Below are 13268 nucleotides of genomic sequence, written 5' to 3' on the forward strand. Positions count from 1 at the left end.
CCCCGCAGGCCGGACTGAGTCATCGTGGCCACTTGGCCACGGCCTCACCATTCGATGTGGGAACCATAACGGAGCGTGACGTTTGGCGTCCGGGTTCTTGGTGAAGCCATCAGCGCGGTGACTCTACGTATACGGGCGAATCGGGATGAGGCCGCGCTACCGTAGCCCTGTGGTTACAGGTCAGCTGAATCTCCCGTTTGACCCCATCGAACGTGCCGCGGAGACGTGGCGCGTTCACTTCGGGCCCTCCTCGGCCATGGCCGCCGTCACATCGATCATGAGAGCGCACCAGATCCTGCTGTCGCAACTGGACACGCTGCTCAAACCGCATGACTTGACCTTCGCCCGGTACGAGGCGCTGGTGCTGCTCACCTTCAGCAGGACGGGGGCGCTGCCGCTCTCCAAGATCGGCGAGCGTCTGATGGTCCACCCCACGAGTGTGACCAACACCGTGAGCCGTCTGGAACGTGCCGGTCTGGTGCGGCGCCTGCCCAATCCCCGTGACGGCCGGGGCGTGCTCGCCGAGATCACCGGTGAGGGCCGCGAGACCGTCGGACGGGCGACGGCCGACCTGATGGCGGCCGACTTCGCCATGCCGATGTACGACGAGGCGAAGCTGGAGCAGATGTTCGACCTGTTCAGGACGCTACGCGTGGCGGCCGGCGACTTTCAGTATTGATGCAGTGCTGTTGGCGACGCTAACGCGTCGCGGTGAGGCCGCTCTTACCCGGCTCCTTCCCTCGTCGAGGAAGATCGCTCGTTCCTCACGACCTCCCTCTCCTCAGTCCAGTCGCCGGCGCGGCCTCACGGGGAGTCCCGCCAGTGGGGACGCTGGGGCGGTGCGGCGAGGTTGTTCTTGTCCGGTTCGTGTTGTCGGGGATGCTGGGGCGTCGCGGTGAGGCCGCTCTTGTCCGGTTCCTTCCCTCGTCGAGGAAGGTCGCTCGTTTCTCGCGACCTCCCTTTTCTCGGTCCAGTCGCCAGCATGGGCTCACGGGTTGGTTGGCGACGCCCCCCGCGCCTGGTCAAGAATTACTAGGACGTCCTAGTATCTGGATGAGGCCACAAGCCGGATAAGAAGCCACATGCCATACAAGGGAGTCGGCCATGGACGCTGAGCGAGTCGAGGCGGGGCGGGCGCGCTGGCAGGCGCGCTTCGACGGGGCGCGCAAGCGCGAGGCGGAATTCCGCACCCTCTCCGGGATCGACGTGGACCCGGTCTACGGCCCCGAGGGCGGCGATCCGCGCATGGAGCGCATCGGCTGGCCGGGGGAGTATCCGTTCACGCGCGGCCTGCACCCCACCGGTTACCGGGGCAAGGCGTGGACCATCCGGCAGTTCGCCGGATTCGGCAACGCCAAGCAGACCAACGAGCGCTACAAGATGATCCTCGGCGCGGGAGGTGGCGGGCTGAGCGTCGCCTTCGACATGCCGACGCTGATGGGCCGCGACTCCGACGACCCGCGCTCGCTCGGCGAGGTCGGCCACTGCGGTGTGGCGATCGACTCCGCGCTGGACATGGACCTGCTCTTCGACGGCATCCCGCTCGGCGAGACCACCACCTCGATGACGATCAGCGGCCCCGCCGTCCCGATCTTCTGCATGTACGTCGTCGCGGCCGAGCGGCAGGGGGTGCCCGTCGGGAAGCTCAACGGGACCCTGCAGACCGACATCTTCAAGGAGTACATCGCCCAGAAGGAGTGGCTGTTCGCCCCCGAGCCGCACCTGCGGCTCATCGGCGACCTGATGGAGTTCTGCGCCGCCGAGATCCCCGCGTACAAGCCGCTCAGCGTCTCCGGCTACCACATCCGCGAGGCGGGGTCCACGGCCGCGCAGGAGCTGGCCTTCACGCTGGCCGACGGGTTCGGCTACGTGGAGCTGGGCCTGTCACGCGGCCTGGACGTCGACGTCTTCGCCCCCGGTCTGTCCTTCTTCTTCGACGCCCACATCGACTTCTTCGAGGAGATCGCCAAGTTCAGGGCCGCCCGGCGGATCTGGGCGCGGTGGCTGCGCGACGTCTACGGCGCGAAGACCGACAAGGCCCAGTGGCTGCGCTTCCACACCCAGACGGCCGGGGTGTCGCTGACCGCGCAGCAGCCGTACAACAACGTGGTGCGCACCGCGGTCGAGGCGCTCGCGGCGGTGCTCGGCGGCACCAACTCGCTGCACACCAACGCGCTCGACGAGGTCCTCGCGCTGCCCTCGGAGAAGGCGGCCGAGATCGCGCTGCGCACCCAGCAGGTGCTCATGGAGGAGACCGAGATCGTCAACGTCGCCGATCCGCTCGGCGGGTCCTGGTACGTGGAGGCGCTGACCGACCGGCTGGAGGCCGAGGCCGAGGCGATCTTCACGAGGATCAGGGACATGGGCTCGGACGGCACGATGACCTCGGGCATCCTGCGCGGCATCGAGGACGGCTGGTTCATGTCCGAGATCGCCGAGGCGGCCTTCGACTACCAGCGGAAGCTGGAGAAGGGCGAGAAGAGGATCGTCGGGGTGAACTGTCACACCGCCTCCATCGACGAGCCGCTGGAAATCCTCCGGGTCAGCCACGAGGTCGAGCGCGAGCAGAACCGCGTCCTGGCCGAGCGCCGAGCCACCCGTGACCAGGCGGCCGTGGACGCCGCCCTCGCCGCGATGACACAGGTCGCGAAGGGGGAGGGCAACATGATCCCCGCCATGCTCGACGCGGTCAGGGCCGAGGCGACGCTGGGCGAGATCTGCGACGCACTGCGCGACGAATGGGGCGTATACACCGAACCTGCCCGCTTCTAGCGGTGGCGCGTCGGGGCACCGGCCGGGATGCGGCAGGATTGGAGTCATGAGCCCAGCGGACTTCACTCGACCCGGATCGCTCTACGGCGCCGTCGATCTCGGCGCTCGCAAGCAGGCACTTGAGGCACAGGCGCGGCGGGAGACCGCCGCGCAGGAAACCGGCGGTGTTCCGGCGCCGGTCATCGACGTCGACGACGCCAACTTCGCGACCGAGGTCGTCGAACGCTCCATGAACGGCCTCGTGCTGCTGGAGCTCACCGTCACCCGTGCCGAGCAGGCCAAGCAGTACAGCGGGCTGCTGGAGAAACTGGCCGCGGAGAACGCCGGCCGGTGGGTCCTGGCCAGGGTCGACGTCGAGCTCAGCCCTCAGATCGCGCAGGCGCTCCGGGTGCAGAACGTGCCCGCCCTGTACGCCATCTTCCAGGGGCAGCCGGTGGCCGTCGTCCCGGGCATCGCCACCGAGCCGCAGCTGCGCGACTGGCTGTCGCAGCTGATGGAGGCGCTTGCCCAGTATCTCCCGCCCCCCGGTGAGGAGGCCGCGGCAGGTGAGGAGCCGCAGCCGCAGGAGCCCCCGGTCGACCCGGACGTGCTCGCCGCCGAGCAGGCGATCGACGCCGGCGACCTCGACGGCGCGGTGGCCGCGTACGAGCGGCTGCTGGCCCGCTCGCCGAACAACCAGGACGCCAAACTGGGCCTGGCCGGGCTCGGCCTGATCCGCCGCACCCAGGACGTCGACCCCGCCGATGTGCAGCGCCGGCTGGCCGACCCCGCCGACGTCGAGGCCCAGCTCCTCGCCGCCGACTTCGAGATGCTCTCCGGCGAGGTGGACAAGGCCTTCGACCGGCTCGTCGACGTGGTGCGCCGCACCTCGGGCGCCGACCGAGACACGGCCAGGGTGCACCTGCTCGGGCTGTTCGACACGCTCCCCGGGGACGACCCGTCCATCGGCAGGGCCCGCAGAAACCTGGCCAGCGCCCTGTTCTGAGCGATCGACGGCCCTCGGAGCCCGGCTCACGTCTCCTCGGCGGGGGCCGGGCGGCGTGAAGTATGTCGTGACCGCATCTATATGTGCAGGTCGGCCGACACAGGCGCGCTCACCCACGACGGGATGGCACGATGGAAGGCATCCCAACCAAAGTCAGTCGCAAAGGAGCGGATTGGCTGTGGCCACCGTGCCGAGTGTGTCGTACTCCATCACCGTGCGTCTCGAGGTGCCCGCGGGCGGCAACGCCGTCAGCCAGCTCACCCACGCCGTAGAGTCCGCCGGAGGTGTGGTCACCGCGCTCGACGTGACCACGGCCGGACATGAAACGCTGCGCATCGACGTCACCTGTGCCGCGCGTGACACCGATCACGCGCAGGCGATCGTCGACAAGCTGGAGGGCGTCGAGGGCGTCGTCATCCACAAGGTCTCGGACCGGACCTTCCTCATGCATCTCGGCGGCAAGATCGAGATGCGGTCGAAGGTGCCGTTGCGCAACCGTGACGAGCTCTCCATGGCCTACACGCCCGGCGTCGCCCGGGTCTCCATGGCGATCGCCCGCAACCCCGAGGACGCCCGCCGCCTCACCATCAAGCGCAACACCGTCGCCGTCGTCACCGACGGCTCGGCGGTGCTCGGCCTGGGCAACATCGGCCCGGCCGCCGCGCTCCCCGTGATGGAGGGCAAGGCCGCGCTGTTCAAGCGGTTCGCCGACATCGACGCCTGGCCGATCTGCCTGGACACCCAGGACGTCGACGAGATCGTGCGCACGGTGCAGATCATCGCCCCCGGCTTCGGCGGCATCAACCTTGAGGACATCTCGGCCCCGCGCTGCTTCGAGGTCGAGCGGCGGCTGCGCGACCTGCTGGACATCCCGGTCTTCCACGACGACCAGCACGGCACCGCGATCTGCGTGCTGGCCGCGCTCACCAACGCGCTGCGCGTGGTCGGCAAGGATCTGGGCGAGGTCCGTATCGCCCTGGCGGGGGCGGGCGCGGCCGGTACGGCGGTGCTGCGCCTGCTGCTCGCGGCGGGCGCCCGCAACGTGGTCGTCTGCGACTACCTGGGCGCCGTGCACCGCGGCCGCCAGGACCTGGACGACTCGCTCCAGTGGATCGCCGACCACACCAACACCGAGGGCTACTCCGGTGACCTGCGCGGCGCGGTCAAGGGGGCCGACGTGTTCATCGGCGTGTCCGCGCCCGGCATCCTCAACGGCGACGACATCGCCTCGATGGCGAAGGACGCCGTGGTCTTCGCGCTCGCCAACCCCGAGCCGGAGATCTCGCCCGACGACGCCCGCGAGTACGCGGCCGTGGTCGCCACCGGCCGCTCCGACTATCCGAACCAGATCAACAACGTGCTCGCCTTCCCCGGCGTCTTCCGCGGTCTGCTCGACGCCCAGGCCACCGTGGTCAGCCAGGAGATGCTGCTGGCCGCGGCCAAGGCGCTCGCCGCCGTGGTGACCCCCGAGGAGCTCGGTCCCAACTACATCATCCCCAGCGTCTTCCACCCGGACGTGTCGGGCGCCGTCGCGGCGGCCGTGCGCGAGTCGGCCGGTGGCCGGGCACGTACGGGCATGACGGAGGCGTGACCGCGCGGTCCAGGGGCACGGCGGGGGCGGAAGAGGAGGCCTGGAGGCCCTCCTCTTCCGCTCCGGCCGCCCTTCTCGTCTCGCGCGGTGCCCTCACATGCGCGTCACGTGACACTGAGCGGGGTCCGAACCATCGGAACAGCGGGTGGAGCAGCGCGAAAGGGGGTTCACCCCTCATTATGGAGGCATGGCGGAGGCGATCTACGTCGGTGGGCTTCTGGTGGCGACCCCGCAGCTGGAGGATCCCAACTTCCGGCGCAGCGTGGTCCTGGTGCTGGAACACGATCTCGACGGCGGCACCCTGGGCGTAGTGCTCAACAGACCGAGCGACATCTCGGTGACCCAGGTGCTCCCCACCTGGGACACCATGGTCACCGGCCCGTCCGTGCTGTTCCAGGGCGGTCCCGTCCAGACGGACAGCGCCCTCGCGCTGGCCGCCGTCCCGAGCGGGCAGGAACCGCTCGGCTGGCGGCGGTTGCACGCGGGCACCGCGGCCGTCTCCAGGCTCGGCACCGTCGACCTCGACGCACCGCCGGAGATCCTCGCCGGGGAGATCGCCCAGATGCGCATCTTCGCCGGGTACGCCGGATGGTCGGCGGGGCAGCTGGAGAGTGAGATCGGCGAGGGCGCCTGGTACGTCGTGGACTCCGAGCCCGGCGACACCTTCCACCACGAGCCCGAGTCGCTGTGGCGGGCGGTGCTGCGCCGTCAGAGGGGCGAGCTCGCCTACGTGGCCACCTGCCCCGACGACCCCTCGATGAACTAGCCCTCCGCTCCGCACCCGCCGGGTCCGGACGATCATCGGGATCACCGCCCGGGCGGCCGATCCCGGGATGTCGCTCCGGCGCCGATGGGTCGTGTTTCGCGCCCGACCGACCGCCGGTGCCCCGGGCGCGGCGGTACGGGCATAAAATCGCGAGGGTGAGTACGAAGATTCTCCCTGAGAGCGACGTCCGCCCGGACCTGTCGCACGGCGACGGCGACCACGAGCGCTTCGCCCACTACGTCGAGAAGAACAAGATCATGGAGAGCGCGCTGAGCGGGGCCCCGGTCCGCGCGCTCTGCGGGAAGGTCTGGGTGCCGAACCGCGACCCCCAGAAGTTCCCGGTCTGCCCGGAGTGCAAGGAGATCTACTCGGGACTTCCGAAGGGCGAAGACGGCAACAACGAGTGAGTGTTGCTCATGGGTGATCGCCACAGATGAGGTTACGGTCGGGATGCCGCCGGAGAGCGGCGAACGTCCAGCGCCTGGGATCTGTCGGGGGAGTCCATGTTTCGGCGTGCGATCGCCGTTGTTTCCGCATGCCTGTTCACGGTGGGAGCCTCATCTCCTGTTCCCGTCGTTCCCGGCCGGGGAAGCGCCGCCTCCGGGCCACCGGGGTGTGCCCCCGATCCCTCCGGGTGGGCCGCCCGCTCCGTGGTGCCGCGACACGCGCCCTCGCCGTCCCTCGCGCCCGCAGGCGGGCGGCGTGGGCCGAACCCGCTCAGGCCCGCGCTCCCCATCACCGTGCCCACCTGGGTGCACGTCCTCACCGACGGCAGGCTCGGCGCGCCCGACGCCGCCGTACGCGCCCAGATCACCACGCTCAACGCCGCCTACTCCGGGCGGCTCGGTGGCGCGGACACCGGGATCCGGTTCAGGCTGGACGGCGTCACCCGTACCGTCAGCGCGACCTGGTTCCGCGAGCCCGTCACCCACGAGCGGATGATCAAGCGGATGCGCAGGGGCGGCCCCGAGACCCTCAACCTCTATCTCGCCCAGCTCGGCGAGCTGGTGCTCGGCTACTCCACCTACCCCCACGGGTACGCCAAGGAGCCGGCCCTCGACGGGGTGGTCGTCGACTGGCGGAGCCTGCCCGGCGGGGCGATGCGCAGCTTCGACCGGGGATACACCGGCGTCCACGAGATCGGGCACTGGCTCGGGCTGCTGCACACCTTCGAGAAGGGCTGCGAGCCGCCCGGCGACGGCGTGGCCGACACCGAGCCCGAGGGACAGCCCACCGAGGGCTGCCCGCTGCTCAAGGACACCTGCAAGGGCGGCGGACCCGACCCGATCCACAACTTCATGGACTACTCCGACGACCGCTGCATGTCCGGGTTCACCGTGGGCCAGGCCGTCAGGATGCAGGAGATGTGGGCCGTCTACCGAGGCCGGGGGGCGAACACTACCCTTGACGGGTGACAGCACCGAAGACAGTCGACGCTCCATACGAATCCCCCCGGATCTTCGGTCCCGAATACCGGACCGCCTCCCTGGGCATTCTGCTCGTCGTCACGCTGATCGCCTTCGAGGGCATGTCCGTGAGCACGGTCATGCCCGCCGTCTCCGCGGACCTCGACGCCCTCGACCTGTACGGGGTGAGCTTCTCGGCCTTCCTCATCGCCGGTCTGCTCGCCAACGTCGTCGCCGGGCTCTGGTCCGACCGGCGGGGGCACGCCTGGCCGTTCCTGCTCGGGGTGGGGCTGTTCACCGCCGGTATGGTCATGGCCGGAGCCGCCGCGTCCAAGGAACTGTTCATCGTCGCGCGGGCCGTACAGGGCCTCGGTGGCGGCGCCGTCGTCGTCGCGATCTACGTGATGATCGCGCGGGTCTACGTTCCGGCGACCAGGCCCCGGATATTCGCCGCGCTCTCGGCGGCCTGGGTGCTTCCCGCCCTGATCGGGCCGGGTCTCACCGGGATCATCGCCGAGACCGCGGGATGGAGATGGGTCTTCTACGGCATCGTGCCGCTGGTCGTCCCCGCCCTCGTGATGCTCCTGCCCGCCCTGCGCGTCGGCGGCCCGATGCCCGAGCCCTCCTCAGGACCCCGTTCCAGGCCGCTGGCGATGACCCTGGCCGCCACCGCCACCGCGTGCGGCGGCGGGATCCTGCTGTACGGGGTGGGCCGTCTCCACGAGGCCCCGATACCGGGAGGGATCGCCACCGCCGCGGGGCTCGCCCTCCTCGCTTCGGGCCTGCCGAGACTGCTGCCTCCCCGTGCCCTCAGGTTCGGCCGCGGCCTTCCCACCACGGTCATGATGCGCGGCGTGCTCGCCTCGGCGTTCTTCGGGGTCAACGCCTTCATCCCGCTGCTCCTCACCGAGGTGCACGGCTTCTCCGTCGCCGGGGCGGGGGTCGCGCTCACCCTCGGCGCCATAGGCTGGACCAGCGGCTCCTACCTGCAGACCCGCCGCTCGTACGACAGGCCGCTGCTGGTGCGGATCGGCGCCGTCGCGATCACCGTGGGCATCCTGACGACCCTGCTCGCGCTCGTGCCCGGGGTCAGCGGCTGGGTCACCGTGCCCGCCTGGGTCATCGCGGGATTCGGCATGGGCATCGGCGTGACCAGCGTCAACGTCACCGCGATGCGTCAGTCGCCCGACGCCGAGCAGGGCGCCAACTCCGCCGCCCTCCAGGTCGTCGACACCCTGGGCAGCGCGATCACCATCGGCTTCGGCGGAGTCCTGGTCAACCTGATCGGCCACGACGACATCGCCACCGGCTACACCACGATCGTCGCCCTGATGGCCTCCATCGGCCTCTTCGGGGTCGTCGTCGCCCGGCGTATGAGGGACATCTCATGACTCATTGGTCACTCTCGTAACAGCGATCACCCATAGCCGGGTCACGCCCCCCGATGCGTGGTAGGACGGTAGGACCGTCGCCGCCGGGGAGGAGGTCCCGTGCACGAACGACCTCGCCGGTCGGACCCGCCCGACGAGCCCGGCCGTGGCGGGGGACGCCGGTCAAGGCGGGCCCGCAGGGCCGCGCGGGCGGCCGAGGATCAGGTGTGGCCGCCCACCGACCCGGACCTCGACGACGAACGCCGCCCCTGGCCGCCGCCGGAGGAGGAGCCGTCCGACGCCCGCTCCAGTCTGACCTGGCCTCCCCGCATCCCCGAGCCCGGCGACGACCTGCCGCCCTCCGCCCGCTGGTACGGCACGCCCATCGCCCCTCCCGAGCGTCGCCCCGGGCGCCTGCGCCGTGTGCTGCTCGTACTGCTCACCCTGGCCGCCGGTGCCGGCGTCATCGCCGTGGTGGCCGTACTGTCCCTGCGGGCACTGCCCTCCCCGCCGCCGGAGCGGGTGGACGATCCGGTCGCGGGGGTGAGCTACCCGCTGCCGGAGCGCTGGCTCACCGGTACGGTGCCGCCGGTCACGGAGTTCACCTCGGCCGCGGGCGACGGCGTCAACACGACCGTGATGGTCATGCCCGCCGAGCCCGCGAACGACGCGCGCGCCACCACCACCGAACTCAGCGACCTGTACGCGCGGCTCCTGCTCCACGGTGACGAGGTGAAGGTCGTGGACGACACGGAGATCACCGTGGGCGCGCGTACCGGGCACACCCGAGCCCTGCGCGCGGAGTACCTGGACGTGGTGAACCGGCCGGCGTACCTGCGTGTGGTCTTCCTCACGGGGGCGGGAAAGCGCCCGGTGGTCGTGGTCGCGATGACCCAGCCGGACGACCCCGTGTCGAGGGCCGAGATCGACACGGTGATCGCGGGCCTGCGGTGAGCGGGCCTGCGGTGAGCTGCTCGTGCTGAGCGGGCGTCGCGCGAGGCAGGCTCCGCGATTCGACGATCTCCGCTCCGCGGGCCAATAGCACGAGGGGACGACCTTGGCGAGGATCTCGGCCGATCGGCACGTCTTGTCGGCGGCGCAGATTACCCTGGGGACACTGTGAGCACTTTCGCCGCATCCCACCTCTCGCCCTCATATCCGGACCGTGCCGCCTGGGGCACCGCGCCGAAGCTTCGCGCGTGGCAGCAGGAGGCCTTTGACCTGTACTCCAGCCGTGCGCCGCGCGACTTCCTCGCGGTCGCCACACCGGGTGCGGGCAAGACGACCTTCGCGCTCCGCATCGCCAGCGACCTCCTGTCACGAGGGATCATCCGGGCTGTGACGATCGTCACACCCACGGAGCACCTCAAGCAGCAGTGGGCGGACGCCGCGAGCAGGGTCGGCATCGCGATCGACCCCGAGTTCAAGAACAGCCAGGGCGCGACCTCCCGTGACTACCTCGGGGTGGCCATCACCTACGCCCAGGTGTCCATGCACCCGGCGCTGCACCGCGCCCGCACCGAGGCTCGCAAGACGCTCGTGATCTTTGACGAGATCCACCACGCGGGCGACGCGAAATCCTGGGGCGACGGCGTGCGGGAGGCGTTCGAGCCGGCCGCCAGACGCCTCGCCCTGACCGGGACCCCCTTCAGGTCCGACGTCAACCCGATCCCCTTCGTCACCTACGCCGAGGACGGCGACGGGGTCCGGCGCAGCGTCTCCGACTACTCCTACGGGTACGGCCCGGCACTCGCCGACGGCGTCGTCAGGCCGGTCATCTTCCTCGCCTACGCCGGTGAGATGCGCTGGCGGACCCGCGCGGGCGACGAGATCGCCGCGACCCTCGGCACCCCGCTCACCAAGGACCAGCTCGGCCAGGCGTGGCGGGCCGCACTCGACCCGAAGGGCGAGTGGATCCGCCAGGTCCTCCGGGCGGCGGACCGGCGCCTGACCGAGGTGCGCAGGGGCGTGCCCGACGCCGGTGCCCTGGTCATCGCGACCGACCATGAGACCGCACGCGCCTACGCCCGCCACATCCGGACCATCACCGGAGAGGGCGCCACGGTCGTGCTCTCCGACGACCCCACGGCCTCCAAGAAGATCAAGGAGTTCTCCGCCTCCGAGCAGCGCTGGCTGGTCGCGGTCCGGATGGTCTCGGAAGGGGTCGACATCCCGCGCCTCGCCGTCGGCGTCTACGCGACGAGCATCTCGACCCCGCTGTTCTTCGCCCAGGCCGTCGGACGCTTCGTCCGCGCCCGTAAACGGGGCGAGACCGCGTCGGTCTTCGTGCCCTCCGTGCCGACCCTGATGGGCCTGGCGGGGGAGATGGAGGCCGAGCGCGACCACGTGCTCGACCGCAAGCCCGCCGAGGAGGGGCTGGACGACTTCCTGCTGGAGGACGCCCAGCGTAAGAAGGACAATCCCGACGTCGTGGGCGACGAGCTGCCGTTCGAGACCCTGGAGGCGGTCGCCACGTTCGACCGGGTCCTCTTCGACGGCGGCGAGTTCGGCAGTGCCGCGGAGACCGGATCCCCCGAGGAGGAGGACTTTCTCGGCCTGCCGGGCCTTCTGGAGCCCGACCAGGTCCGCACCCTGCTGAGCAAGCGCCAGTCCGACCAGCTGAAGGCCAAGCGGAAAAATCCCGAGCCCAAGGAGCCGGACCTCGCCCCGCACGAGCTGATCGCCAACCTCCGCAGGGAGCTCAACGGCCTCGTCGGCGCCTGGAACCACCGCACCGGCCAGCCTCACGGAGTCATTCACGCAGAGCTACGCAGGGCCTGCGGCGGACCCGCCATCGCGCAGGCCTCCGCCGAGCAGATCCAGGAGCGGATCGGCAAGATCCGCCACTGGGCCACCCAGCGCTCCCACTGACCCGGCCACCGGGTCGGGCGGCCTTCCGTCTGATCCGGTGACTCGACCTCGATCACCCCGGCGAGAGCTCCCCGGGGGGCGATCCGGGTCCGGTCGCCGGGCGCACCCTCGGCCCGGCGGCCCGTCCTGACGAGGGTGCGCCCGGTCCGGAGATCCGGGCGGTACGGGTCGCCCTGAACGGCGAGCCGAGCGGTTCGGGCGAGCCGGGCCCTGGATCACCGGACTCACCGGGCCGTGGACGGCTCCTCCGGTACGCGACCCGGCCTGGCGAGGGCGATCGGCCTGCCGGTCCGCCCGTCGATCGCCCTGAACGCCCCCGTGTCGCGCACCGGTACCGTGAGCGGCACCTCCAGGGAGGCGACGCCGCCGGCGACGCTCACGGGCCACGTGGTGGCGCCGGAGGAGCGTCTGCGTGCCCTGTCCTCCCGCATCCAGACCTTGATCGTGCGATTTTCGTGGTGCAGGACCACGGTCGCGGTGTCGCACTCGTCGGCTCTGGCCTTCCAGAAGAGCGTCACGCCCCGTGGTGCGCCCTGACGGCGAGCCAGCCGCACCCGCTCGGGAGCGGGCATCCGTCCACGGCAGGAGAGGCCCCGCCTGCCGGAGGAGACACCGGGCCCGTTGCCTGGCACTCGCTCCCCTCGCACCGCCTGTGCTCCCCGCGTGTCCCACATACCCTGCCGCGCCGCGTCCGGAAGCGGTGCGGGCACCCGGGACGGCGCGAGCGGGGACCGAGGCCGGATCCAGGACTCGGTCCGGGGGGCGATCCGGGATCCGGCCGGAGGGCCTGCCAGGGAGCCGGTCAGGGCCGCCGGGCGCGGGAGCGCGGTGATCGGAGTTGGGGCGGGAACCTGGACGACGGTGGTGGCCCAGACCGTGGCCGCCTCCAGCGCGACCAGCGAGAGCACGCTCGTCAGCCGTACCAGCGTCCCTCCGCGAAACAGGTTCCACAGGCACAGCGGGGTCAGGATCAGCCAGGAGACGCCGAGCACGAACATATGAGATCACCACCGGTAGTAAGAGGTATCAACTCTCCGTGATACTCCTGCCGCCACCGGTGATGGTGCTGTTTGCCCATCCATGCCGATCCGGTAATCGTTCGAATGCTCAGAGTAGGCGTCGCTGGTAGCGTGTCGCTGTCACTACCCCGGGCCCGCCACCGGGTTCCCCCGCAATGCTTTCAAAGAGGACAAGTGTTGGCCGAGATGATCCGTACCGAGATCATGGAGTACGTGGCTCCGATGTTCGAGCAGATCATGGCGAGGATGGACACCCTCGCCACCAAGGACGACGTCGCCGGACTCCGGCAGGAGGTCGCCGAGATTCGGCTCGATGTGGCGAAGTGCGCCACGAAGGAAGAGCTCGCCGAGGTCAAGGAAGACATCGCTGAGTTCAAGGCTGAGGTCAAGCAGGACATCGCTGAGTTCAAGGCTGAGGTCAAGCAGGACATCGCTGAGTTCAAGGCTGAGGTCAAGCAGGACATCGCTGAGTTCAAGGCTGAGGTCAA

Annotated in this window: 12 protein-coding genes; 11 read left to right on the top strand and 1 reads right to left on the bottom strand. The window is 70.3% G+C overall.

The window, feature by feature from the left end:
- Nucleotides 1-145: 145 nt before the first annotated feature.
- The 10 genes from AB0B96_RS10600 (at nucleotide 146) to AB0B96_RS10645 (ending at nucleotide 11761) form a co-directional block, all read left to right on the top strand.
- Nucleotides 146-679 (top strand): MarR family transcriptional regulator, encoded by a 534-nt coding sequence (locus AB0B96_RS10600; protein ID WP_350948596.1) that lies wholly within the window; start codon nucleotides 146-148, stop codon nucleotides 677-679.
- Between the two features lie 425 nt (nucleotides 680-1104).
- On the top strand, nucleotides 1105-2772 hold the full coding sequence (locus AB0B96_RS10605; protein ID WP_350948597.1) for a methylmalonyl-CoA mutase family protein: 1668 nt from the start codon (nucleotides 1105-1107) through the stop codon (nucleotides 2770-2772).
- A 46-nt stretch (nucleotides 2773-2818) separates the two neighbouring features.
- Nucleotides 2819-3757, top strand: coding sequence for a tetratricopeptide repeat protein (locus tag AB0B96_RS10610; protein WP_362897560.1), 939 nt, complete (start codon nucleotides 2819-2821; stop codon nucleotides 3755-3757).
- 178 nt (nucleotides 3758-3935) lie between these two features.
- Nucleotides 3936-5348 carry an NAD-dependent malic enzyme gene (locus AB0B96_RS10615; protein WP_350948599.1) on the top strand — a complete coding sequence of 471 codons (1413 nt, stop codon included), beginning with the start codon at nucleotides 3936-3938 and terminating at the stop codon, nucleotides 5346-5348.
- 187 nt (nucleotides 5349-5535) lie between these two features.
- Nucleotides 5536-6114: a YqgE/AlgH family protein gene (locus AB0B96_RS10620; protein ID WP_329091052.1), complete on the top strand. Its 579-nt coding sequence runs from the start codon at nucleotides 5536-5538 to the stop codon at nucleotides 6112-6114.
- Between the two features lie 155 nt (nucleotides 6115-6269).
- Nucleotides 6270-6521, top strand: a complete 252-nt coding sequence (locus AB0B96_RS10625; protein ID WP_362504743.1) for a DUF3039 domain-containing protein — start codon at nucleotides 6270-6272, stop codon at nucleotides 6519-6521.
- A 243-nt stretch (nucleotides 6522-6764) separates the two neighbouring features.
- The gene (locus AB0B96_RS10630; protein ID WP_362897562.1) at nucleotides 6765-7529 is read left to right on the top strand and encodes a zinc metalloprotease; all 765 of its coding nucleotides are present in this window, start codon (nucleotides 6765-6767) and stop codon (nucleotides 7527-7529) included.
- On the top strand, nucleotides 7526-8911 hold the full coding sequence (locus tag AB0B96_RS10635) for an MFS transporter (RefSeq protein WP_362897564.1): 1386 nt from the start codon (nucleotides 7526-7528) through the stop codon (nucleotides 8909-8911). Before AB0B96_RS10630 ends, AB0B96_RS10635 begins: the two co-directional genes overlap by 4 nt.
- 99 nt (nucleotides 8912-9010) lie before the next feature.
- A complete protein-coding gene (locus AB0B96_RS10640) occupies nucleotides 9011-9844 on the top strand; it encodes a hypothetical protein (RefSeq protein ID WP_362897566.1) in 834 nt (277 codons plus the stop codon).
- A 165-nt stretch (nucleotides 9845-10009) separates the two neighbouring features.
- The gene (locus AB0B96_RS10645; RefSeq protein ID WP_362897568.1) at nucleotides 10010-11761 is read left to right on the top strand and encodes a DEAD/DEAH box helicase; all 1752 of its coding nucleotides are present in this window, start codon (nucleotides 10010-10012) and stop codon (nucleotides 11759-11761) included.
- A gap of 224 nt (nucleotides 11762-11985) precedes the next feature.
- Here AB0B96_RS10645 and AB0B96_RS10650 read toward each other — a convergent pair whose 3' ends face one another.
- Nucleotides 11986-12759 carry a hypothetical protein gene (locus tag AB0B96_RS10650; protein WP_350949851.1) on the bottom strand — a complete coding sequence of 258 codons (774 nt, stop codon included), beginning with the start codon at nucleotides 12757-12759 and terminating at the stop codon, nucleotides 11986-11988.
- A gap of 195 nt (nucleotides 12760-12954) precedes the next feature.
- Here AB0B96_RS10650 and AB0B96_RS10655 point away from each other — a divergent pair.
- Nucleotides 12955-13268 (top strand): hypothetical protein (locus AB0B96_RS10655; protein WP_362897570.1); only part of this gene is annotated, 314 nt, incomplete at its 3' end.

The sequence above is a fragment of the Streptosporangium sp. NPDC049046 genome, from assembly GCF_040649155.1.
In the GTDB taxonomy this organism is placed as follows: domain Bacteria; phylum Actinomycetota; class Actinomycetes; order Streptosporangiales; family Streptosporangiaceae; genus Streptosporangium.

Excerpts from the sequence above, each read along its gene's own strand:
- AB0B96_RS10600 (WP_350948596.1), top strand. The coding sequence starts at position 146 with ATGAGGCCGCGCTACCGTAGCCCTGTGGTTACAGGTCAGCTGAATCTC.
- AB0B96_RS10605 (WP_350948597.1), top strand. The coding sequence starts at position 1,105 with ATGGACGCTGAGCGAGTCGAGGCGGGGCGGGCGCGCTGGCAGGCGCGC.
- AB0B96_RS10610 (WP_362897560.1), top strand. The coding sequence starts at position 2,819 with ATGAGCCCAGCGGACTTCACTCGACCCGGATCGCTCTACGGCGCCGTC.
- AB0B96_RS10620 (WP_329091052.1), top strand. The coding sequence starts at position 5,536 with ATGGCGGAGGCGATCTACGTCGGTGGGCTTCTGGTGGCGACCCCGCAG.
- AB0B96_RS10650 (WP_350949851.1), bottom strand. The coding sequence starts at position 12,759 with ATGTTCGTGCTCGGCGTCTCCTGGCTGATCCTGACCCCGCTGTGCCTG.